Origin of the sequence: Providencia lanzhouensis, from assembly GCF_050469745.1 — a bacterium.
GTDB lineage: Bacteria > Pseudomonadota > Gammaproteobacteria > Enterobacterales > Enterobacteriaceae > Providencia > Providencia lanzhouensis.
In genome coordinates this window covers 15,350-38,905 of the sequence record NZ_CP174123.1, presented here as the reverse complement: position 1 = coordinate 38,905, position 23,556 = coordinate 15,350, and the positions used below count along the sequence as shown (strand labels likewise).

15 protein-coding genes and 1 pseudogene are annotated in these 23,556 nt (G+C 44.0%); 7 read left to right on the top strand and 9 right to left on the bottom strand.

Features of this window, described 5'->3' with window-relative positions:
- Positions 1–308: 308 nt before the first annotated feature.
- Positions 309–1,604, top strand: coding sequence for an SLC13 family permease (locus tag ACIH2S_RS00135; RefSeq protein ID WP_154634338.1), 1,296 nt, complete (start codon positions 309–311; stop codon positions 1,602–1,604).
- 105 nt (positions 1,605–1,709) lie between these two features.
- Here ACIH2S_RS00135 and ulaG read toward each other — a convergent pair whose 3' ends face one another.
- Positions 1,710–2,777, bottom strand: a complete 1,068-nt coding sequence (gene ulaG, locus ACIH2S_RS00130) for an L-ascorbate 6-phosphate lactonase (RefSeq protein ID WP_430247890.1) — start codon at positions 2,775–2,777, stop codon at positions 1,710–1,712.
- 115 nt (positions 2,778–2,892) lie between these two features.
- On the bottom strand, positions 2,893–3,648 hold the full coding sequence (gene ulaR, locus ACIH2S_RS00125; protein ID WP_154599604.1) for an HTH-type transcriptional regulator UlaR: 756 nt from the start codon (positions 3,646–3,648) through the stop codon (positions 2,893–2,895).
- Positions 3,649–4,075: 427 nt separating this feature from the next.
- On the opposite strand from ulaR, the gene ACIH2S_RS00120 reads away from it, so the two are divergent.
- From ACIH2S_RS00120 to ACIH2S_RS00110, 3 genes are all read left to right on the top strand, one after another.
- Complete coding sequence (locus ACIH2S_RS00120; protein WP_430247889.1) at positions 4,076–5,848, top strand: PTS ascorbate-specific subunit IIBC; 1,773 nt, start codon at positions 4,076–4,078, stop codon at positions 5,846–5,848.
- 66 nt (positions 5,849–5,914) lie between these two features.
- A complete protein-coding gene (locus ACIH2S_RS00115; protein WP_036950629.1) occupies positions 5,915–6,382 on the top strand; it encodes a PTS sugar transporter subunit IIA in 468 nt (155 codons plus the stop codon).
- A gap of 50 nt (positions 6,383–6,432) precedes the next feature.
- Positions 6,433–7,077 (top strand): 3-keto-L-gulonate-6-phosphate decarboxylase UlaD, encoded by a 645-nt coding sequence (locus ACIH2S_RS00110; protein ID WP_154599602.1) that lies wholly within the window; start codon positions 6,433–6,435, stop codon positions 7,075–7,077.
- A 53-nt stretch (positions 7,078–7,130) separates the two neighbouring features.
- Here ACIH2S_RS00110 and ACIH2S_RS00105 read toward each other — a convergent pair whose 3' ends face one another.
- Positions 7,131–8,423 (bottom strand): MFS transporter, encoded by a 1,293-nt coding sequence (locus tag ACIH2S_RS00105; protein WP_108479118.1) that lies wholly within the window; start codon positions 8,421–8,423, stop codon positions 7,131–7,133.
- A 559-nt stretch (positions 8,424–8,982) separates the two neighbouring features.
- Here ACIH2S_RS00105 and ACIH2S_RS00100 point away from each other — a divergent pair.
- Positions 8,983–10,059 (top strand): nitrilase-related carbon-nitrogen hydrolase, encoded by a 1,077-nt coding sequence (locus ACIH2S_RS00100; RefSeq protein WP_108479119.1) that lies wholly within the window; start codon positions 8,983–8,985, stop codon positions 10,057–10,059.
- A gap of 61 nt (positions 10,060–10,120) precedes the next feature.
- Here the strand turns inward: ACIH2S_RS00100 and ACIH2S_RS00095 are convergent, their stop codons facing one another.
- Entirely contained in the window at positions 10,121–11,053 is a 933-nt protein-coding gene (locus tag ACIH2S_RS00095; RefSeq protein ID WP_430247888.1) for a hypothetical protein, read from the bottom strand.
- A 69-nt stretch (positions 11,054–11,122) separates the two neighbouring features.
- Positions 11,123–11,662 carry a TetR/AcrR family transcriptional regulator gene (locus tag ACIH2S_RS00090; protein ID WP_430247887.1) on the bottom strand — a complete coding sequence of 180 codons (540 nt, stop codon included), beginning with the start codon at positions 11,660–11,662 and terminating at the stop codon, positions 11,123–11,125.
- Between the two features lie 93 nt (positions 11,663–11,755).
- Between ACIH2S_RS00090 and ACIH2S_RS00085 the strand changes: the two genes are divergently transcribed.
- Positions 11,756–13,246 carry an MFS transporter gene (locus tag ACIH2S_RS00085; RefSeq protein WP_108479122.1) on the top strand — a complete coding sequence of 497 codons (1,491 nt, stop codon included), beginning with the start codon at positions 11,756–11,758 and terminating at the stop codon, positions 13,244–13,246.
- A 231-nt stretch (positions 13,247–13,477) separates the two neighbouring features.
- Here the strand turns inward: ACIH2S_RS00085 and ACIH2S_RS00080 are convergent, their stop codons facing one another.
- Complete coding sequence (locus tag ACIH2S_RS00080) at positions 13,478–14,929, bottom strand: MFS transporter (protein WP_349488156.1); 1,452 nt, start codon at positions 14,927–14,929, stop codon at positions 13,478–13,480.
- A gap of 74 nt (positions 14,930–15,003) precedes the next feature.
- Here ACIH2S_RS00080 and ACIH2S_RS00075 point away from each other — a divergent pair, with 74 nt between their 5' ends.
- Positions 15,004–15,666: a helix-turn-helix transcriptional regulator gene (locus ACIH2S_RS00075; RefSeq protein ID WP_187128526.1), complete on the top strand. Its 663-nt coding sequence runs from the start codon at positions 15,004–15,006 to the stop codon at positions 15,664–15,666.
- Here the strand turns inward: ACIH2S_RS00075 and ACIH2S_RS00070 are convergent.
- From ACIH2S_RS00070 to ACIH2S_RS00060, 3 genes and pseudogenes are all read right to left on the bottom strand, one after another.
- The gene (locus ACIH2S_RS00070; RefSeq protein ID WP_187128525.1) at positions 15,650–16,228 is read right to left on the bottom strand and encodes a rhomboid family intramembrane serine protease; all 579 of its coding nucleotides are present in this window, start codon (positions 16,226–16,228) and stop codon (positions 15,650–15,652) included. The genes ACIH2S_RS00075 and ACIH2S_RS00070 overlap by 17 nt on opposite strands.
- Positions 16,228–21,165 (bottom strand): annotated as a pseudogene (locus tag ACIH2S_RS00065) (DNA repair ATPase). Before ACIH2S_RS00065 ends, ACIH2S_RS00070 begins: the two are co-directional and overlap by 1 nt.
- Positions 21,166–21,285: 120 nt before the next feature.
- The gene (locus ACIH2S_RS00060; protein ID WP_036950649.1) at positions 21,286–23,487 is read right to left on the bottom strand and encodes a flotillin family protein; all 2,202 of its coding nucleotides are present in this window, start codon (positions 23,485–23,487) and stop codon (positions 21,286–21,288) included.
- Positions 23,488–23,556: the final 69 nt, after the last annotated feature.

The window sequence follows — 23,556 nt, the reverse complement described above, 5'->3', positions numbered from 1 at the left end:
ACACCCAGTTCCCATCTATTTTGTCACTCTTCCCTAAATAATCCTTAAAAACTCCATTTCCACCCCTCCCAGTTCCCAACTATTTTGTCCGCCCACACCAGCCGGTGTTCTGTAAAAGAACACCGGCTTTTTATTGCTTCTCTATTCTTACACTCCATTAAAATTTCCCTACTGAACTATAACAATCCGATGCTAATTAGTTGCTTTTGCATGCATCTATTCGCTATCAATTTCACGTATACTTAATTTTCTTGATGCAGTATTGAGCAATAATAAACAACAATAAAAATCAGCAGAAGGCGACGTGGATGGCAGAGATAGAATGGTTAAGTGCGGTTGTCATCGCAATCACAATAGGGTTTTGGGCGACAGGAAAACTACCGGAATATTTAGTAGCATTACTGTTTTTAGCAGCAGCGGCATGCTTACATCTAGCGCCAACCAATGTGATTTTCTCGGGGTTCACCTCGGAAGCATTTTGGCTCGTTTTAAGCGGATTCATTCTTGGGTTTGCCATCAATAAAGTGGGGCTAGCGGAACGGATTGCGCAGCATATCTCGGGGCGTTTCACAAAATCCTGGCTCTCATTGATCATTGGCGTGGTGATCCTCGCCTATGGATTGGCGTTTATTATGCCGTCGAATATGGGGCGAATTGCATTACTGATGCCGATTGTGATGGCAATAGCAGATAAAGTCGGGCTAGAAAGTGGCAGCCGAGGGCGTATCGGGTTAGCGCTGGCGGTGGGTTTTGGTACCTTCCAACTTTCTGCAACTGTGCTGCCTGCGAACGTTCCCAACCTCGTCATGGCGGGGGCGATAGAAACCACTTACCACCTTAAACTTTCCTACTTGAATTACCTGTTCCTGCATATGCCAATCTTAGGGCTGATAAAAGGCGCAATGGTGGTCCTGTGTATCTATTTTCTATTTCCTGCCAAATTGCAGCCGGTGGCTGAACAAAAAACCTTGCCGCCAATGAGCCGCGATGAGAAAAAGCTCGGTGTTGTGCTGGCAGTCACATTGCTTTTCTGGATCACGGATACCACACACGGTATTTCACCAGCATGGGTGGGATTAGTCGCGGCATGTTTCTGCTTGCTGCCTAAAGTCGGTTTTGTCACCAATGACGAGTTTGTTAAAGCGGTGAATATCCGTACTTGTATCTATGTGGCAGGGATTTTGAGCCTAGCAACATTGGTGAGTTATTCCAACGTTGGAATGGTGGTTGGTACTTACTTACAAAAGATGCTGCCACTGGATCCAAATAGCCCGTTTATGGATTTTGGTAGCTTAGTGGGACTGACTAGCGGCTTAAACTTTGTGGTGACGGCAAACGGCGTTCCAGCACTGTATACCCCGTTAGCAGAATCTCTCTCTAATGCCACGGGCTTACCACTAATTGCGGTTCTCATGGTACAAGTCATCGGTTACTCAACACCTTTATTGCCTTATCAAGCGTCTCCGATTGTTGTCGCGATGGGAATGGGCAAAGTGCCGTTAATGGATGGCGTAAGGCTGTGTCTGATTTTGTTTATTTTGACCTTTTTCCTCTTGGTGCCTCTGGATTATTTCTGGTTTAAATTGCTGGGCGTGATCCCTTAATCACGATTTTGGTGATTAACATAAAGTTAGCTATTTTATAAAGATAATAAAAATCCGGTAGGGTATATGCCTTACCGGATTTTGTTTTTTTAATCGATAACAATCTTATAAGAAGGCTTTATACGGCAATTCAGGTTCGTTTTTAAAGATGTCTTGGAAGCCTCTGAAATGCTGATAATGCATGCGTCCTTTATCAGTTGGGTAGGTATATTTCCCGCCAACTTGCCAGAAGAATGGGGCAAATTTATATTGCAGACGTTCTTTTTTCATATTCCATAACACTTCAATTTCACGAGGGTCATTTTGGAAGTTAGCCCAAATATCGTGGTGGAATGGAATAACTGTCGTGCAATCTAATGATTCTGCGGCACGTAAAATATCGGAAGAGGTCATTTTGTCGGTGACACCGCGCGGGTTTTCGCCGTAAGAAAGCAGGGCAACATCGATATTGTAGCGATTACCGTGTGCCGCATAGTAGTTGGAATAGTGAGAATCCCCAGAGTGATACAAAGAGCCGCCTGTGGTTTCAATTAAATAGTTCACCGCACGTTCATCCATACCGTCTAAAATGGCTTTGTCATAGGAAGAAACGCCTTTTGGTAAGGTCACTAGCGCGGTACGGTCGAATGAATCTAAAACACGGATTTTCATATCGCCAACTTCAATCACATCGCCCACTTTGGCCACAATGCAGCGATCTTCTGGTACACCCCAACCTGTCCATAGGTTGACGCAGGCTTGTGGACCAATAAATTTAACGTGGTCTCCGCAATTTTGTAGTACGGCCGCCGCAACGTTGACGTCAATATGATCCGCATGGTCATGAGACGCTAAAATGGCATTGACATCTTTAATCGCAAATGGGTCGAGGGGAAAAATCGCGGTGCGTAAGTTAGGTTGCAGAGCTTCAACACCCCCCATACGCATCATTTGATGCTGTTGATTCATCAGTGGGTTTTTCTGGGTTTTCTTGCCAGTGCCACACCAAAAATCGATGGATATGTTAGTGTTACCTTCGCTTTTCAACCAAATACCTGTACAGCCCAGCCACCACATAGAAAATGTGTTAGGTTCTACGACGGTTTTTTCGATCTCTTCATTGAGCCAGGTTCCCCATTCAGGGAATGTGCTTAAAATCCAAGATTCACGGGTAATTTCATTTACTTTACTCATAGCAACACCTTTCCTATCCAGAATTTCAAATGTAAGGGATTAGCGCCTTATTAATGAAAATAAGGCGAAATACAGAATAAATTTGTTAATTCGTTGAATTAGATAGTTAATCTAATTATACAAGGATGACTTGCGTGCCTTGGGCTTCGATGGCTTTGATAATTTTCGGGTCGGCATTCTTACCGGTGATGAGATAGTCAATTTTTTCGGTAGGGCAAAATAACATGCCCGTTCGACTTCCGACTTTTGAGCTATCCACAACGACAACCAATTTATCAATACGATCGAGCATCTGTTGCTCCGCGACCGCAGTCAGCATATCTGTTTTGTACAACCCTGTTTCGGTTAAACCTTTCCCTGAAGTGAACATCCAGTTACCGGCATATCCCATCAATGTGCTTAATGCAGGATTGAGGAAAATACCTTGTGTTCGGTTATATTGCCCGCCAATCAGAACCACATCTTCATGCTCTTCTTCAATCAAGTAGCTGGCGAGAGGGAAATAGTTCGTTACTATCTGAACCCCTTTTCCACACAGTTGCTGTCCTAGCAAAAATGCGGTGGATCCACAGTTGATAACAGCGCTATCTCCCGGTTGGCAAAGTTCTGCCGCTTTCATGGCGATTTGTGACTTTTCTTCATAATGGTCGGTGCTGTTGATATTCAGCGGTGACCATCTGAGTCTTTTTTCTTCAATGCGCTCTGCACCATTACGTATTTTTTTGAGTTTGCCTTGCTCATCCAGCTTGGCGATATCTCGGCGAGCAGTTGCCGGTGAGATATCAAAATGTTTTGTGATAAAAGATACGTTAATGATTTGATTTTCTTTCAATAAAGACAATATTTCATGATGTCTTTGTGTCTCATTCATGTGTAGCGCCTTATTTCTGTATAATCATTTTTCGTCTTTAGTGATGATTATTATAATCACGATTCCATGATAACTTTTGACTCAAAATGATTGGATTTGATTCTATATGATTATAATGAAAATTGTCAACTCACTAAATTCAAAAATTACCCATGCCAATTTAATTCTTTAACTATATGTAAATATTGATTTTTACTATATTTGTTGTGATCGACTCAACAAATGTAGGGTTTTTTACTGGTCAAAAAGTGTCACTTCAAATAATCATTAATGAGCAAATGGTGATTACTTATGATTACAAAATGTATTTGAGTGATTGAATTGATGAACTGTTTGATTATAGCGTGAGAATGCTTGTCTGTGATCAGGGTAATGTAATTTTAAATAAGATAATAATTCACACTAAATTTGATTTAGGGGTAAAAATATGGATTTTCTGTATGACTCATTCTATATTTTTTACAGCCAAGTGATGACCAAAGCCCCGTTATTACTGGGATTAGTGACATTGATTGGCTACTGGCTTCTAAAGAGAGATGGCACAACCATCCTGAAGGGAACCATAAAAACGATTGTCGGCTTTATGTTAGTGCAAGTTGGAGCCGATACATTAGTCTCCAGCTTCAAACCTGTCATTGCAAAAATGTCAGAATATCATCATCTTACCGGTTCAGTTATCGACCCTTATACCTCAATGATGGCCACCATGGAAACCATGGGGGATAACTATTCATGGGTTGGATATACGGTTCTAATTGCACTGGCGATTAATATTCTTTTGGTGCTTTTCCGCCGTATCACGGGGATCCGAACCATTATGCTGACGGGACATATCATGTTCCAGCAAGCAGGGTTGATCGCGGTATTCTATTTTGTGCTGGGCACCAGCATGTGGGAAACCATTATTTACTCAGCCGTTCTCATGGCGCTGTATTGGGGAATTTCATCCAATATTATGTTCAAGCCAACGGAATCAGTCACGGGTGGGGCAGGGTTTTCAATCGGTCACCAGCAGCAAGTCGCATCATGGGTCGCCACTAAAATTGCCCATAAACTCGGTGATAAAAACGATAGCGTTGATAATCTTAAACTACCGAAATGGTTGCATATTTTCCATGATAGCATCGCGGCCACCGCGATTGTGATGACTGTTTTCTTCGGCATCATTCTTCTTTCCTTTGGGTTAACTAACTTGCAAGAAATGGCAGGGAAAACCCATTGGACCATCTATATTCTCGAAACCGGTTTGAAATTCGCCGTCGCCATCCAGATTATTGTTACCGGTGTGCGGATGTTTGTTGCCGAGCTTTCTGAAGCGTTTAAAGGGATTTCCGAGCGCGTTATTCCTAATGCGGTACTCGCCATTGACTGTGCGGCAATTTACGCCTTCTCTCCTAATGCCATGGTATTCGGCTTTATGTGGGGAGCGTTGGGGCAGTTTACTGCGGTGTTGATTATGTTGGGATTAAGCTCCCCGATCATGATTATTCCTGGCTTTATCCCGATGTTCTTCTCCAACGCGACAATTGGGGTATTTGCCAACCATTTCGGTGGCTGGAAAGCAGTCATGAAAATCTGTTTCGTGATGGGGATCATTGAGGTGTTTGGGTCTGCATGGGCGATTTCATTATTTAGCCAGCAAGGAACGGATTTTAGTGGCTGGATGGGGATGGCTGACTGGGCGTTAGTTTTCCCACAAGTGATGCAGGGGCTTTCCTTCTCCAAATATTTCTTCTTTGTTTTGATTGGGCTGTCGTTTGTTTACATGTACTTTGCGTCGAAAAGATTACGTGCGGAAGAAGATGCGCAAGCCGCTGCGGAAGCTGAGCCACAAGTAGAGCTGAGTGTTGAAAATGCACCGATTGAACCAACAGAACTGCCTATTTCAACAGGCGCTAGACCCGTCAGTATTCTTGCGGTGTGTGGTAATGGGCAAGGTTCATCAATGATGATGAAAATGAAAATTGCCAAGTACCTTGAAGGCAAAGGCATCCCTCATGTGATGGATTCCTGCGCTGTTTCTGATTACAAATCCAAACTGGCGAATACAGACATTATTGTCTCTTCCAAGCATCTCTCTTCTGAAATGGATGCGGGGGAAGGTAAATTCGTACTGGGTGTGCAGAATATGTTAAATCCGAACTCATTCGGCGATGAATTACTGGCGATTATTCATAATAACTTTAGTGAGTCGAAATAAATCCAATAACTAAATTTGTCATGGGGATTCAGTGATGTATGCCCATGACGATAGGAGAGCAATGTCATGGGTTTCAAACAATCTCTAATGGATAACAACTCCATTAAATTACATGCCTCAGCGGATAATTGGCAGGACGCGATTAAGATTGGCACCGATATGCTCATCGCATCTGGGGCGATTTTGCCGGATTACCATGACGCCATTATTAGCAGCGTCAAAGAGTTAGGCCCTTATATCTGTATTGCACCTCATTTAGCCTTACCTCATGCCCGCCCAGAAAATGGCGTTTTAAAAACCGCATTTGCCTTGGTGACATTAAAAGAACCGATCGTATTTGATGGGGAAAGTGAGCCAGTGGATGTCCTTATTACCCTCGCGGGAAGTTCTTCTGATGAACATATGGAAGGCTTAATGGAAGTGACTCAAGTACTGGATGATGAAGAGAGCGAAACGGGGATTGATCTCGATAAAATTCGCCGCTGCACCAGCGCAGACGAGGTCTATCAGGTGATTGATGCCGCATTGGCTTAAGCAGTTATTCACCAGATACCCGATTTAATCTAAAACACTAGGATAATCAAATGACTAAACCTTTAATTCAAATTGCATTAGACCAAACCAATCTGAAAGATGCGCTGGCGGTTGCTGATAATGTGGAGTCTTTTGTTGATGTGATTGAAATTGGTACTATTTTGGCTTTTGCGGAAGGTATGAATGCAGTTTCAACGCTACGTAAAAATCATCCATCACACATTATTGTTTGCGATATGAAAACCACGGATGGCGGTGCGATTTTATCGAAAATGGCGTTCGAAGCAGGTGCGGATTGGATCACGGTTTCAGCAGCGGCACATATTGCCACTATCACGGCATGTAAAAAAGTGGCGGATGAATTTGGACGTGAAATCCAAATTGAGCTGTATGGTAACTGGACATTAGACGATGCTCAGCGCTGGGTAGATTTAGGGATCAAACAGGCGATTTACCATCGTTCTCGTGATGCTGAGCTCGCTGGCGTGGGCTGGGGACCTGAAGATCTCACCAAAATGCGCCAACTTTCTGATTTAGGTCTCGAACTGTCGATAACTGGCGGGATTGTGCCGGAAGATATTCATCTTTTTGAAGGTATCAAAGCCAAAGCCTTTATTGCTGGGCGCGCATTGGTCGGTGAAAAAGGAAAAGCCACCGCAGAAGCTCTGCGTGAACAAATTGCTCGTTTCTGGTAATTGGTATTGATAAAAATCCCCTCGAAATTACCGAGGGGATTTTGTTTTTGGGTTTATAAGCGTTTACTTGGCAGTAGCATTACGGCAATACCGCCTATTACCGTCACCGCAGAGAACGCGGCAAAGTTCCAACTGCTGGCGACCCCAAGGCTGGCAATATAAGCGCCAAACATGGGACCAGACATGGCACCTACACGGGAAATACTCATTGTCCAACCTGTTGCAGAAGCCCGCACACTGGATGGATAGAAATGGGCGACATAGCCCGTCAAAATTAATGGCGCAGAAATACAACCAATCCCCGCGAGGCCCACTAGTAAATAATTCATATAGATATTTTGCTTGAAGACCATCAATCCAATACCCATTGCACCTAGCATAAAGAAGAATGCAACTGTACCGCGAGCGCCACATTTATCGGCGACTTTCCCGAGGAATAACCCGCCTAGCGCAGAAGATAAACTGAACACCACTAAGAATGTTAAGCTGGAGCCGAGATCATAACCTTCTTTACGCATAATGGATGGCAGCCACGTATTTAAGCCGTAAACGATGAAGCCACCACAGAACAGAGCGACCCAAAAACAGCAGGTTGCTCGCAGGTAATCTTTGGAAAAGATAATCGCGACAACTTCTTTTAAGCTACGGGAAGCCTGCTTTTCTTGTTTCACAGGTTCGTGATAGGTAACTTCAAGTTTCTCCGCCAGTTTTCTCGCTTTTTCGTGTTGCCCTCGGTTATTCAGGTATTCAATAGATTCAGGCAATAGGCGGGACATTGGCCAAATTAATAACAAAGGCAATGACCCTATCATCATGACACCACGCCAACCAAATTGGCTAAGAATCGCAATCGCCACTAGCGCAGCACATAAGATACCCAGAGAGTAGCCTGAGTACATAATGGCATAGTTAAACGACCGTTTTTCAGTTGGTGAATATTCAATAGTGAGAGCCGCGGCTACGGGGATCACGCCCCCAAGTCCAATTCCGCCGATAAAACGCATTAATCCAAAAAACCAAGGTGTTGGCGCTAAAGCGGTGGCTAACATGGTGGACGAAAATAGCGTAACGCAGATTAGTAGCATGCGTCGTCGACCATATAACTCGCTTAACGTTCCGATAATAAAAGCACCGAAGAACATTCCCACAAGGGTGTAACTGCTCAAGGCGCCTAATTCAATAGGGGTTAAATTCCACTCTTTATATTCAGAGAGTGTGGGTAAAACTGCACCCATCACCCCCACGTCATAACCTTCAAATAAAATGCTTAGCCAGCAAACCAACATGACTTTAAAGGTCGTGCGTTTTGAGGAGACAGATGTAATTTCAGATGTTTGTATTGTCATAAATCACTCTCTAATCGTTATTCGACCGATATTTTTTTAATGGCAAGTACGTATATTTTTTAAATCTGAAAAGCCGACATTACACTTTACTTTTTTAAGTTAAATCACAATAGAAATGTTAATTAAATGTACAATAAATGCAGAAATAGGATATTTATTGCAGTTTTTGTTTTTGGATTAAATATTAATAAAACTTAAGTTTACTCGCAGTTTTTGTTTCTGTTTTTAAGAATGAAAATGTTTTCCTATATTAATTTTATGAGGAAATTAAAAATAGCAATAATTTTTCATCTAATTGATATTTATGTATTTTAAAATAAAGTAACGCGAGGTTATATTTATAACTAATAAGATAATCACTAGATTGTTAATATGTTTATAGCCTGATTTTTTATTTTAAATATTAGCGTGAAGTATTGAATGGATTAAGTGTGAATATCCAAAAAGTATAATTTAATATTTATTTGACATAAATTTAACATATGAATAATATTCGATGAGTTTGATTTTTGAACAATGCCAAATGCAGGTAAATCGAAAATAAAATCGGAGAATTATTATGATAAAGCCATATGGTGTAGTGGGTTTAGTGCCAACAACGTGGGGAATAAAAACGCGTAGCGATATTATGAAAAATATCGACCATCTTGAGGAGCTATCTCACGGTGCGCTGTGGCTATCTTCATTGGATCTCCCTGTTCGTTTACTTGTTCTCCCTGAAGGTGCTTTACAAGGTTTCAACGATGAAGCATTGGATTTACCGATTGCTGAATTCTTAAAAGATGGCGCTATTGATATTCCAGGCCCTGAGACTGATAGACTGGGTGAATTAGCGAAATCTCAAAATGTGTACATCATGGCGCAAGCGAAAACTCGTGATCCTGATTGGCCAGGAATTATGTTTAACGTTGGGTTTGTTATTGATCCCAAAGGCAACATTATCCTGAAACACCATAAAATGTCCTCTTTGTTGCCGTGTGAACGTTCGGCATCGCCTCATGATCTGTACGATGAGTGGATAAAAAAATATGGGCGTTCATTACAATCTTTCTGGCCGGTGGTTGATACTGAAATTGGTCGATTAGGGGTAATGATGGCCATGGAAGGAAACTTCCCTGAAAACGGTCGTGGTCTGGCATTAAATGGGGCAGAAGTGGTGTACCGCGCTTCATTACCAACGCCATTTACTGAAAATGACCTGTTTGAAATTTCTAACCGCGCCCGTGCGTTGGAAAATAATTTCTATGTTGTGGCGCCGAATATTGGCTCAATGTATATGTTCCCAACCACACAAGCGCCAATTGACTGTGGTGGCGGTCGTTCACTGATTGTGGACTACAAGGGTAAAATCGTGGGTAAACAAGAGGATACTAATGGTTCTACCTATGTTTATGGGGTGATTGATATCGAAGCGATGCGCCATCACCGCGCCAATGCTTCGGTCAGTAATTGGCTGAAAGATATTCGGACTGAATGTGCTCAACTCATTTATGAAACGCCAATTTACCCGAAAAATACCTACTTACATGAGCCTCAAGGCAATCATAAACACTACCGAGAAACCATTTTAAATAAGCAAATCGAGAAAATGATCGGACGAAATGTGTTTGTACCGAGTGTGTATGATAAGCAATAACGGTCGCGATTAATCAAAAACCAACAGCGTGTATTACGTTGTTGGTTTTTTTAATTCTAAGCTAATGGATATCGTTATTTTCATAACGCTTATAGATTTTAATGGTACCTATAGACAGGGTGCGATTTAGCTGGTTAGGTTGCGCAGCAAAATCAGCATCAATTAAAAATAGGTTATTCTGCCTATCTTTTCTTACGTTGCCTTCGGAGCCATGATCAAAAAGAGTGCGTCCCCGGGATTCAACAAAACCAGAAGCCTCCTTACCTGTTATCGATCTCCCATCAATAAACTTAGTGACTAAAATGGCATTGCCATTTGCGAGCGTAGTAGATCGTGCAAAGTTAATATCTTGATTTACCTCATTTAATACTCTGGCGCAGCGATCATATTTCGCATATTTATTGTATTTAAAGTTTAAATCGCGATGAGGAATTTTAATCGCAAAGTTACCCACGCGATAGGCGGTTCCATATTCCCCTTTACCAAGATAATGACGCATGTTGAGGGTGAGCGTGTCATATTCCTTCTCACCAAGTTCATTGTGTTTGCTGAGGGAGCGCGCGCGACATGTCGAGTGATTTTTGACTAAAAAGATAGGTCGATGATCAGCGCCGAACGCATCATTTTTAAAGATGATATTGAGGCGATGCAACTTTTCTGTGAACTGGTCTATTTCGCTTGGTACTATTTTTGCGATTATAGGCTCAATATGTATATCATTAGGCGCTAAATTCGTATTTTTTTCTATTTTTTGTGGAGAAGGATTCTCTGGTATTGTCAGCTTTACGAAACTTTGATGGGAAGGGATGATTTCTGTATTTTTTGTTTTCTTGGGGCGTTTTAACAATGTGTTAAACAAGCAGGTATTAAACAACCTGTTTACTCTCTCTATAAACCCGTTTTTTTTATTTTTAGGTTTCGCCAAAGCGGATTGGTTTTGTTCAATATGTGGTTGCAGTATTTTACCTGTATACTCATGACTTATTTTCTTCATTGAATACTCTCCTTTTTAGATAAAAATATAAAAAAGAGAGTGTTAGATATATCAAAAATGGATTTTCACCTAAACTTTAAACGTGTTTTCGATATCGCTGAATATTGATTGCCATTCTGCATCATCAATATCCATCAAACCAAAATGGCGCAAAATAAAAGTGCCTTCAGTGGCTAAAAATAACAATCTAGCGCGTTTGCCACTTTCGGTTGATAAATCTAAACGCGCAATGCGTTCTCGATACCATTTACGGGTGCTTTCTAAATACTCAGGTGTTTGAAGCAGAGAAGCCATTAATGCGGCACCTTTGGCGATACTGGTTTTATCGTGATCCGCTGTGGCTTTTATGTGGGCAATCACTCGACCTTCAGGGCTGTTATCTTGGGCTATTGCTTTACTGAAAATTTCATCGTAAGAGTGGCTCCAGCGTTCAAATATGGCATCAATTAAGGCTTCTTTGTTACCAAAGCAGTATTGGACTCCCCCTTTAGAAATCCCCATTGATTTGGCGACTGCATCAATCGTCAGTGCGGTAGCACCTTGATTAATGACAATCTCTTCTGCGGCTTCTAGCACTTTTTCGCGATCGATTGTTCGTTGACGTCCCATTTAAAAAAACCTCTTTTCAATACGTACGTATGGAATTATATTATAGCACGATCATCCATCAAGGTGATCAATTAAACAAGTTGAGAAGATTTTATGATAGCAGATTATAAACGTTGGATTATTCTACTCTTAGTATCGAGTGTTTTATTTCTCATCGTCATTGATGTCACCGTGCTATATACCGCACTGCCTAAGCTCACCCATGATCTAGGTGCAACAGCGTCTGAAAAATTATGGATCATGAATGCTTACCCGCTAGTGGTTGCGGGGCTATTGCCTGCTGCGGGTATGTTAAGTGATAAAGTAGGTCATAAGCGGATGTTTATGCTTGGGCTGCCTTTATTCGCCTTGGCTTCTCTGTGCGCGGCATTTTCGCCGAGTGCATTGAGCTTAATTTTATCTCGAGGTTTCTTAGCGGTGGGTGCTGCGATTAGTATGCCAGCGACATTAGCCATTGTTCGCCAAGTATTTTTAGATCCGAAAGAGCGGGCACTGGCGATTGGTATTTGGTCTGCAGTGGCATCGGGTGGTGCGGCAATTGGACCATTAGTCGGCGGTGTATTACTTAATCATTTCTGGTGGGGCTCCGTCTTTTTAATCAACGTACCTGTCGTGCTGTTGGTGATCCCATTTGCGCTTTCTTTAATACCAAAAAGTACGAGAAATTCGCAGCAACCGATTGATTATTTAGGCTCTTTGTTTGTCTTGGTGGGGCTGATTGGTTCAATTTACGCCTTGAAAGAACTTGGAAAAGCCAATATTGATTGGTTCACGTTACTTATTGCAGGGGCTATCGGCATTGCCTTCTTGGTTATTTTTAGCCGTCGACAGTTAGCATCAGAATCGCCCATGATTGATTTCAAATTACTTGGCGACCCTCGATTTTTTGCGGGTATTATGATGGCGATTTTATCCATCGTGATTATCGTTGGTGTCGAGCTTTTGCTAAGTCAGCGCTTGCAGTTGGTATTAGGTTATACCCCATTCGAGGCGGCGTTATACATTATTCCGATCCCGATTGCGTCTGTGTTAGCGTCTCCGTTAGCGGGCATATACCTGCATAAAGTCGGCGCTAAGCTAATGATGATTTTAGGATTTATTTGCACACTAGTGGGCGTTATTGGGGTTGCGTGGGTATTCAAAACCTCAACCGGCTTGGTATTACTGTCATTCTTATTCTGTGTTGGATTCGGATTAGGTGCCATTTTTACCACAGCATCAACGACCATCATGTTAAATGCGCCAGATGAAAAAGCAGGAATGGCAGCATCCATTGAAGAAGTGGCTTACGAGCTAGGTAGCGTGCTCGGTGTAACATTTATGGGTGGCTTGATGAGTGCAGTTTATACCGCGAAGCTGGTATTACCGGCAGGTTTAACGGTAGCAGACAAAGTCTATGATAGCCTTGATGAAGCGTTAATTGTGGCTGAAGGGTTATCGCAAGATAGTGCAAGTCTCTTAGTGAGTCAGGCGAGTATAGCATTTGATAGCGCATTTATGTCTGTCATGATTGCTACTGTAATCGTGCTGGTGGTGAGTATTTTGGTTCTACCTTTTTTCTTTCGTCAAAAGCGTACTGCCTAACAATATTGTTCAAATAACCTTGTCTAAAAATTAAGAAAAAAGTGCGCCGAATAAAGGCGCACTTTTCATTTAATAGACAAAAAATGATTCACGGGCCTGAGTGTCTATCTCTACGGGAATTTAAAACCAATAAGGAATTTTCGAGAGAAATTTCTAACCCATTATTTTTATTTAAAAAATAATCAACAAAATAGAAAGATGCTCGTGATTGAGCATCCTTCTATGGTCTGATTATTTAACTTTGCGAATTAAAACTGCAGCCAAGAATGGGCTAATAGCAAACAGGGTAAATAACCAGACAGAGGCTTGTTGAGCACCAACTAACCCACCAGGATTAATCAATCCGCTATTATTGACCACCACGCCCACTAATGCCGCAGATAAGGCAGTTGCATACAATTGGATCGTAATCACTGAAGAGGATGCTAAGTTTTCTTCCCCTTTAGGTGCCGCATTAAATACTCGCAGAACTAAATGAGGCCAGCAGATGCCAATTCCTAATCCAACTCCCATCATGGCGAGTAGGTAAAGAATAAATAATGGAATGGAGTTAACCAAATCCAGATTAGGGGTTAGAACCGCTAGAATTATCAGCGATACCAGGATGATAACGGGACCCGCTTTAAGGATGCGTAAAACGATGGCACCCGTTTTATTAGCGCTGAGTAAAGCACCCACCGTCCACCCCGCTGCCATCACGGCAGTTAAATAACCTGCCATCAATGGTGAAAACTGGTGAATGGTTTGCAGGAAGTAAGGCACATAAATTTCGGTGGTCATTCCCCCCACCAGTAAACCCATTGTCAGGAAAATAACCCCAAGCTGAGTTTTTAGGGAGTAAGCCCCTGTGGGGAGTAAACGCTTTCCATTTTTACCATCAATAAGCGCAATGGTGATGAGTAAGGCAATACCAATAAATAATCCGATAAGATTGCTGAGCAAGCTTTCCGATAAACTGCCAATTGAGATAGCAAGTACGGAAATAACTAACAGTGAAATCGCAAAAATGGGAATTTTTGTTGTTTGCGATTGCTGAGATTTTTTCCCCGGCAATTGGTTGATAACAATTACTGCCAGCACAACCGCCACGGGCAATAAAGCCCAAAAAGCCCAGCGCCAATGACCCCCTTGAGCAAAAATACCGCCAATAGCAGGACCACACAACGTAGCTATCCCCCACATACCGGATATCACCCCCATGGCGCGAGACCACAAGTTTGGCGTGAAGACAATACGGATCAGCGCATAGCTAAGCGCGAATAACATTCCGCCGCCAAGCCCTTGCAAGGCGCGCCCACCCAATAAGGTGAGCATGGACGGTGAGGATGCACACCAAATGGCGCCCAAGGAAAACAGTAACAGAGCGCTAAGATAGGCAAGTTTAGGTCCTAGGCTGTCCAGTACTTTACTGGATAATGCAGAACCAATAATGGAGGTTGCCACAAACAGCGTGGTGTTCCACGCATAATATTCAAGACCGCCAATATCATTGACGACACTCGGTAAAATCGTGGTGACAATATAAATATTGATAGCATGAAGTGCGACGCCACCTGTGAGGGCTATCGTCAATAACGCATTGGTGCCGCTGAGTAAATCAGCCCATTTTCCTTGAGATTCGGTACTGGTTTCATTGGATTTGGTGCCGTTTTTATTGGATTCGGTGACTGTTTTGTTGCTCATACGCAGACCTGCTGGACGAAAGAGTAAAGAAAAGGGTATTATCCAAGTATTGGCTTGGATAATAAAATTACACTATGAATAAAGCAAGTAAATACTTTGATAATCTAAATCTCACTCAAGCAGTGGATAAGGTGCTGTTTTGCATCAAAACCAAAGGACCCGTTTCCACAGCAGTGATTGCCCATGACCTGGGTTTAACGGGGGAAGCAGCACGCCAGCATATCCATAAATTAACGTCACTGGGGCTGGTGGAAGGTGTTCAATGCACCGCACAATCTGGCGCTGGGCGTCCTCGGCAAAATTGGGTATTAACGGAACTGGGACATCAACGTTTTCCCGATACCCATGCCCAGCTGGCTTTGCAGCTCATTGATTCAGTGAAAACCATTTTTGGTGATGAGGGGCTAGAAAAACTGATTGAACAGCGAGAAGTGGAAAGTCGCAGTAAATATTTGGGGCGCTGCCAAGGGCTGCCATTAGAACAATGTTTAGCTGCACTCGCTGAGGTTCGTAGCGAAGAGGGCTATATGGCGAAGGTTGAGCAGGAAGGCGATAGCTGGTTATTTATCGAAAACCATTGCCCTATCTGCGCGGCGGCAACCGCGTGCCAAAACTTTTGCCGTTCTGAATTGGCACTATTTCGCGAAGTATTAGGGGAAAAGGTGAATGTTGAACGGGAGCAATACCTGCTTGATGGCGCAGGGCGCTGTGTATATCGGGTTACTTTGAAAGGGTAGTCGGCGGCGTCGCTTTTAATTTTTTATTGGCTAACCATGCATAGGCAATTCCGGCGATAGCACCGGCAATATGGGATTCTGTCGATATTTGCTGGTGAACAGGCAATAACCCGCTCGCCATCGCACCAAAATAGAACAGTACTAACAGGGCGATAACGATATCTAACAGTTTGCGGCGGAAAAAACCTTGGGCAATCAATAAGCCCCAAAGCCCAAAAATCCAGCCGCTAGCGCCAATGTGCAGCGCATTTCTGCCCACTAGCCAGACAATCAAGCCGCCAACCACAATAATAAACGCGCTGGCATAAGCATATTTTCGAATGGAATCATGCAGCAGCAGGGCGCTTAAAACCAGTAACGGCGGCAGATTACTCAGAAGATGTGCCCAATCACCGTGGATCAGTGGGGCGAAGATAATCCCCACCAGCCCGTGCAGCGTTCTTGGTTGGATGCCGAACCCAACAAGCGCGTAGCCACTTAAACTATTGGCGATTTGAATAGCGATCAGCAAACCCGCAAGGGTAATCAGTAATTTAATTCGCGGGCTTAGCCAAGTTTGCATTATCGATGTCCGAGAGATTGTACGCTTTCAACCAGTTGGGCGAGCTGAGTGACAACGCGGTCGCCCACATCGGCATTATCACCACCTAATGCTTTGTTACGCAAGAAATCTTTCTTGATTTGCTGCCAGCGTGCTGCATCTTTCTCATTCAGCCTTCCGCGTAATTCTGCCAGCTTCAATAAGTTCTCTTCAGCACCTGTCGTTAATAATTGCGCTTCCCCAAGATAATGGTCATCCAGCAATCTCTCTAATTCATCATCATTCATAACGGAAGAGACTTTCTCGCTGAGCTTGTTCATATTTCGGTAGCTGCCTTGCAGGCGGAATGCCGGCTCGGTTCGATATTTATCGGACTGTGCGGCACTGGCAATATATTGCTGGTTTACCTTCAGAACCACATCGCGCAGGCTGAGTAATCGGGAAATAACCGCAGTAATTTCATTTACTTCCGCATCGGAATACGGGTAGCTGAGTGCATTAGTGGAGACTGATTTGCCCATGGCTTTATCCACCAGCAAATACAAATCATTTAAATCGCGCAGCGCCAACGGTGCTAATACTGGGTTTGAGGTCAGGCTGTTTTCTATGTAGCTCAATGCAAAGGCATCATCCATCCCACCGAGCACTTCACCCAGGTTATAAATATCCGCACGGTTGGCGAGCATATCAGGGATACGGAACACTTCGCCAGATTCGGTATACGGGTTACCCGCCATGACAACACAGAATTTTTTACCGCGCATATCGTAGGTTTTGGTTTTGTCTTTCCATACCCCTTCGATGCGACGGGTTCCATCACACAGGGAGATAAATTTCTGTAAAAATTCAGGGTGAGTATGTTGAATATCATCCACATACAGCATCACGTTGTTGCCCATTTCGAGGGCGAGGTTTAGTTTTTCCAGCTCTTGTCTGGCGGTAGCATTCGGGGCTTGCTCTGGGTCGAGGGACAGCACATCATGCCCAAGCGCAGGACCATTAATCTTCATAAAGATCAAACCAAGGCGGTCAGCCGCGTACTCCATCAGGGTCGTTTTACCGTAACCTGGCGGGGAGATCATCAGTAACAAGCCCATTAAATCGGTACGCTTGTTTTCGCCTAGAGCGCCAATTTGCTTCGCCATGTTGTCACCGATAATCGGTAAATAGACGTCATTGATCAGCTTGTTACGCACAAATGAGCTCAGTGGCTTAGCTTTGAACTCATGAAGTTTTAGGCGGCTGCGCTCTTCACTCACAATGCGCTGACGCAGTGCTTGGTATTTACGGAAGGCTGGAATAAATTGCTTGCGCTGTTCGCGCATTCGACTGAAAAAGTCATCCAAACTTAACGAGAGAGTTTGGTTGTGGATTGTCGGGTGATCCCCCAGTAATCCAGTAACTTTAAAGTATAAATCGGCTTCGCTATAACGTGCCGATGCCATTTTATCTAAGATAATAATGGCGATGGCGCCTGGAATGTATGGACGTAAATGTGCAAATTCGTCAATCGAACACAGCCCTTGCAGCCAATTTTGCAACAGCGCCCAGCGCTGAGCATAGCGAGTGCCAAGGTTTTGCTGTGAATGATTGAAATCCAGCCACATATGGGCTTCTTCTAAGCGCGTTTGTAGTGCTGCCACTAAGTCCCGCGCATATTTGCTGTACACCAATTCAATCGGCGTTCTGGCTAACGCAAAACTGAGGTATTCCGCAGCTTGAGCTTGCTCATGAGCTTGGCAATTAATTGGATTATCTTGCAGGAATAAGCTGACATCTGCCTCGATCTCCGCTTGAAGATCTAAAAGGGCATCATCGTTATTGAATAGCTGGCGGATATTCATCGCGGTTCTGGCTCGTTCTGGCCATTGGGCAGGGTATTCGTTGCTTTGAATGTGATGCCAAAAAATCGCCGCAATGGCGCGAGCTGTTGGGTTGAAGCGCAGTAAATCCGCGCTTTCACCAATCGGGATCAGCTTTTTCAATATCGCGATAGCGTCGTGGTCGTGGATCCCTTTTTCGTAGCCTTCTTTGTAGCGTGGAGCCGCAAAATCACGCACCAGTTTGTCGATTTTTTCAGGGGCAGACAGCGCACTTTTTAGGGTGTCGTAATCCAAACCATCTTGGCGTTTTGCTGCGGCATAGATGATGGAGTACGCGAGCTATTCAGCGCGATAAACGGTATCAGATTCAGATTCAAGGTTGGCTGTCCAATAAGGTTGCAACTGTGTAAGTTCGGCGTTCTCAATGGGTTCTTGGAAATCCGTTCCGGTGAGGTACACCCACAGTTGGTTATCTTTTGGCAAGATAGTCAGGTCAAGCTCTTGGGTGTTAACACTGAAACGGTGGCGACCCAGCTTAATAATGTTGCCGCCATCTTCAAAGATATCGGTTTTATCCCGCAAAATGCGAATGGCTTGGTCACGAGAGGCTTTGAGTCTGGCATCGATATCGTCAGCTTTGACGTTATCGTTGATTTCTCGTAGTTTCTCGATGATTTCACGGGTTTTTTGTGCGAGCGGGTCGGTAGCAAAAAACGCATTCAGTTCATCTTGGTTTTGCAAGCGTACAGTACGGCGTTGAAGGCTTTCTAATAAGCGGTCGGCGGCCGTTAATAAATTCTGCGAACGGCGCTGGCGGTCATCAATCAGGATTTGTTTATGGGATTCAAACGTTTCCAGTAATTCTTCGCGTTTTGCCAGAATATCATCAAGAAATTCATCGTGATGGCTAAACTGACTTTCTAGCTCTTCTAATTGAACCAGCAATCGGGATAACTGATCATCACAACGTTCTGGGTCAGTCGCGAGGGATAATGCGTTGGTGATACCTTGGCTAAATAGGCGGAACTGCGCCCCAAATTGCGCCACGCTCTCAATGCTAGTTTGAGATTTACGTTTTTGCTGCAAACGGGCGCGGGACTGGTTTAACTGGGCATAAATGTGCGAAATGGCATCGATGATATGGGTCTGTAAGGTGACATCATCAAAACTCAATGAAGCCATTAAATTAGAGAGCATGTCCAAATCCGCTGACATTTTTTCCATGTCATTCATTGGGACATCTAACTGCGCGCTGGTTTGTGCTTTTTCAATTAACTCTTCAAAGGTCGCGAGCTGAGTTTTAAACGGTTGCAGAGCTTTGTTGCTGGCAAGAAATTGCGCAGTGCCTTGGGAAACGCGTTGCTGTGCTTCGGTGATTTCATTTTCCATCTCACTGAGTTTTGTGAGATCCATATAGCGGAATTCTCGCAATGAAATCAGATGCCCTTGTTGGGCATTTAAGGCGTTTAGCCCATCTACAAATTGTTGAATATCCGTCCATCCTTCAGGCAATGTGAGGGACAGTAAGGAGCGTTGGCGAGTGACCGCCTCATTCATTGATTTGACGGATTGCTGGCGGATGCTTTCGACTTTCTCGTATTCGTCGAGTACCAACTCACTGGTTTGAGCGATCTCTTTTAAGAGTTTGCCAATACCTAAGCATTGTTCGTCATTAAACCAATAGAAAATATCCAGCAAGTTTTTAGGTTGCTGGCTGAGCTGTTCATAGCGGGAAACGGAAACTTGGTTGCCTTCAATCTCTTTGGCGACATGGAGAATTTCGGAGATCCCGCGGACTAAATCGGCATTACCGATACGCCCAAGAAACCCACCCCGTGGCGGCTGCTTATCGGCAAATTCGTCAGAATAGAATGGGGTTTGCCACACCTGCATAGGGTGAACGCGAGTGGCTTCGTCACCTTCCCCTTCGAACAGCACCATTTTGCCATCTTCGAGCATGGCATAACCATGACCGATTAATGGTACGGCAAGTTTACGTTCAATTAAATTGTAATTGAAAAGGGCGATACGACCTTGGTTCGGGGAATAAAACACATACAGCACATCTTCCCCGTTGGGTGAGCGGCGCAGACGACGAAAACGCATGCCATCCATTGGTTGCTCGAAGGTTTTGTACTCCCCGTTTTGCAGGTAGTAACCCCCTGGGAAGATAATTCCGTGATCTTCCGGCAACTGCACGCACGCTTGCCCTATGGCATCAATACGGTGAACGGTTTGATTCAGAATGTTGTAAACCAGATAGCGCCAGCTCTCTTCGCGGTATGGCAAGATTTTGAGTAAAATTAGGCTGCCAGTCTGAGCATATTCAATTTGGGCGTCATCGAGGGATTGGTTTTTATCGAGTACCGCTTCGCGGTATATGCCCAACCCATCTTCGGTATTATTTTCACATTTGATGGTTAGGTCGCCGCCGATGGTTTCCACAAAGACGGTATCGAGAATATTAATGTGAGGATAGCGTCCATTAACGGTATTTTCCCGCGTAGTACGTACCCATTCGAAATCATTGGTGGGGGGTAGGGCGATATCACGTTCACCCCGGTTATCGATGTATTCGATGCGGGATTTATCGCTGGAAATTGACCAGCGGAAAACACGCACGTCGGTTAACCGATCACCAATTTGGAAGCTGGCTAACAGCTTGCCATCACGCTCGACCAATTGCAGTAATTGCGTGTTTTTGTAATAGGTATATAGCTCAGTAAAATCCTGAACAAAGCGCGTATCATTGAGGAATGTCTCTTCGTAAGGGACAGAGATTACATCAAAATCACCTTCATTTTCAGTGAGTTGATATAAGGAAAAAACATCTTCAATGTGAGTTTCTTTTTTCAGACCCAGAAAAACGTTATAGCCAAATAGCAGCCAGTCACCGACACGGACAATGTCCCTTGCTTGGCAGTTATTTTCGGTACGAATACGGATACGCCCGATAATGTCCATCTGGCTTTGACCAAATTCAGTCAACCGGCTGTCGTTGAGTTGAGCTGCTTTTTGGTGAAGTTGCTGCCCTTGTTCGGTTAAGCGCTTGCGTAATATTTCGTACGCACCACCTTCCGCGACGGCACTGTCGAGAATTTCCTGTTCGCGATTCACATCTTGGGTTTCTGACATGTTTAACGAATTTCCTTGGTCTTAAAAAAAGATACGCTCATAAACCGCCAAGTTGCCTATGTGCTGCAACTTGGCGGGATGAGGTATAAAACTTACTTGAAAAGCCTGAATATTGATAAATTAGCTTTGGTTATCATCGTAAGACACGGGTTTGTTCACGATGTTTTTCGCTGTTTGTGGTGCGCTTTTTGCAGCCATAAAACCATTGATTAAATCTTTGACTTCAGGGTGTTGCAGTAAGGACGCGATATCAATTTTCTTCTCTTCTGTGACTCGATTGACTAACTTTTCAAGGTTATCTTTGGCAAAGCTACTTTTATCCATAAACCCATCAACGGCTTTACCCAAGCTCAGCGCTTTGGAGAAGGTGTTAAAGAAGTCGCCATCACCGCCCACAATTTCGATGTTGGTTTTGCTCAGTGCCGCAGCCAGGACATCCGCTTGCTCGCGAGCAATTTCTTTATTCGCTTCAATGGATGCCATGGATTGCTCGAACTCTTTCTCAAGGCGCATACGGAACTCTTCATGTGAACGAGCCGTATCACTGAGGTGATCCATAGATTGGAATTTATCAGTCAGACCGTCAGCTTCCGCTTTCAGACGCTGGCGAATCACTTCGGCTTGCGCTGCCCCTAATTGACCTTCACCGCGAGCTTGGGCTGCCAGTTTTTCTTCCAAGACTTTTGCATCTGCCAAGCCCAGTTTTTCTTTCGCGTTGGCTTGTTGTTCTTCACCACGAGCCTGCGCTGCCAATTTTTCTTCCAGAATTTTCGCTTCGGCAAAACCTTGCTGGCGTTCGGCGTTCGCTTTAGCTTCCATCACTTGCGCTTCGGTTAAGCCTTTTTCTTTCAGACCACGAGCTTCGGCTAACAGTTTTTCCGCGGTGATATTGGCTTGAACCAGACCTTCTTTCTCTTCAGCTTCGGCAGTGGCTTGGCGAACACGGGCTTCTGCTAAGCCTAATGCTGCATGTTCTGCTTCAATCCCTTCCGCTAAGCGTTTTTTGGCTTCAGCTTGTTTGGCGGAAGCTTCCAGTTCTGCTTGTGCCATAGTACTGATTTCTTCTGCACGGTGCTTGGCACTTGCTTCATCGGCTTCGGCTTTTTTCACCTGGCGGACTAAGGCTTCTTCAGCTTCCGCTTGGGCGTTGATCACGGTGACTTGCTTCATACGCTCAGCTTCTGAAATTTCGCGGACTTCCTTGATACGTTCCTCTTCCTGCGCGACGGTTTTTTCGACGGCAACACGTTCGCGGATCACGTTAGAGATATTTTTACGTTCTTCTTCTAGCGCTTTTTCTTTTTCAATACGTTGCAGCTCAACTTCACGTTCACGGGCGACAATTTCTAGCTCGCGAGCACGGTTGACACGCTCTTCTTCGATAGCCACGGCGCGGGTGCGGTTCTGTTGAGCCACTTCCACTTCACGCATGCGGTTTTCTTCACGAATTTCAATTTCTTGCTGAGTTTGAATACGCGCTTGCTCTGACTTGAGGCGCTCTTCTTCTTGAACGCGTAGGGTTTCAGCTTGTTCTCGTGCACGGATATTATCAATTTCACGTTTTTGACGGGCTTCAGCGTCGGCTTGTTGGCGCTCTAATGCTAAGCTCGCTTCGCGGGTTTCCACGTTTTTCTTTTTGATAGCTAACTCTTGGTCGCGCTCTTTTTGGTTAGTTTCGATATTGTGGATAGCGGTAATTTCAGTGATTTTGCGAATACCTTCGGAGTCGAAAATATTATTCGGATCGAGGGCAGATTTCGGCGTTTGTTCTAAATAGTCGATTGCTACGTCTTCTAGCGCGTAACCATTAAGGTCTTTACCAATCACATCAACAATACGGTCACGGAAGCTTTGACGGTCTTCAAACAGTTTGGCTAATTCTAATTGCTTACCAACCGTTTTCAGGGCTTCAGAGAATTTAGCGCTGAATAGGGCGCTGACGGCTTGATGGTCAGAGGCGCGCTCAACACCGATGGCTTTTGCTACTTTTAAGACGTCTTCGGTGGTTTCATTAACACGCAGATAGAAGGCAACAGTGATATCTGCACGTAAATTATCTTGGCAAATTAAGCCGTCTTTACCACGGCGATCCACTTCCAGCGTCAGCAGCGAAATGCGCATAAACTCTTTCTTGTAGATAACGGGATACACTAACGCACCCGTGAAATGCACTTTTGGTTGTGACGACATGTCGTTGACAATCAGAGCGGTACCTTGAGGGACTTTGATGTAGAAGGCTTTAAATAAACCAAAGAACCCAAGAATGATGATGATCACTCCCCCAACAACCGTTAAAAAAGGCATGTATTCAGCCAAATCCATATTTTTTCTCCATGGGTTCTGACGATGTCGTCATTCTTTATTAATTAGCAAAGTAGGTAGTTTATTTTT

Coding starts and splice junctions, on each gene's coding strand:
- ACIH2S_RS00135 (WP_154634338.1), top strand. CDS start 309: ATGGCAGAGATAGAATGGTTAAGTGCGGTTGTCATCGCAATCACAATA.
- ulaG (WP_430247890.1), bottom strand. CDS start 2,777: ATGAGTAAAGTAAATGAAATTACCCGTGAATCTTGGATTTTAAGCACA.
- ulaR (WP_154599604.1), bottom strand. CDS start 3,648: ATGAATGAGACACAAAGACATCATGAAATATTGTCTTTATTGAAAGAA.
- ACIH2S_RS00120 (WP_430247889.1), top strand. CDS start 4,076: ATGGATTTTCTGTATGACTCATTCTATATTTTTTACAGCCAAGTGATG.
- ACIH2S_RS00115 (WP_036950629.1), top strand. CDS start 5,915: ATGGGTTTCAAACAATCTCTAATGGATAACAACTCCATTAAATTACAT.
- ACIH2S_RS00110 (WP_154599602.1), top strand. CDS start 6,433: ATGACTAAACCTTTAATTCAAATTGCATTAGACCAAACCAATCTGAAA.
- ACIH2S_RS00105 (WP_108479118.1), bottom strand. CDS start 8,423: ATGACAATACAAACATCTGAAATTACATCTGTCTCCTCAAAACGCACG.
- ACIH2S_RS00100 (WP_108479119.1), top strand. CDS start 8,983: ATGATAAAGCCATATGGTGTAGTGGGTTTAGTGCCAACAACGTGGGGA.
- ACIH2S_RS00095 (WP_430247888.1), bottom strand. CDS start 11,053: ATGAAGAAAATAAGTCATGAGTATACAGGTAAAATACTGCAACCACAT.
- ACIH2S_RS00090 (WP_430247887.1), bottom strand. CDS start 11,662: ATGGGACGTCAACGAACAATCGATCGCGAAAAAGTGCTAGAAGCCGCA.
- ACIH2S_RS00085 (WP_108479122.1), top strand. CDS start 11,756: ATGATAGCAGATTATAAACGTTGGATTATTCTACTCTTAGTATCGAGT.
- ACIH2S_RS00080 (WP_349488156.1), bottom strand. CDS start 14,929: ATGAGCAACAAAACAGTCACCGAATCCAATAAAAACGGCACCAAATCC.
- ACIH2S_RS00075 (WP_187128526.1), top strand. CDS start 15,004: ATGAATAAAGCAAGTAAATACTTTGATAATCTAAATCTCACTCAAGCA.
- ACIH2S_RS00070 (WP_187128525.1), bottom strand. CDS start 16,228: ATGCAAACTTGGCTAAGCCCGCGAATTAAATTACTGATTACCCTTGCG.
- ACIH2S_RS00060 (WP_036950649.1), bottom strand. CDS start 23,487: ATGGATTTGGCTGAATACATGCCTTTTTTAACGGTTGTTGGGGGAGTG.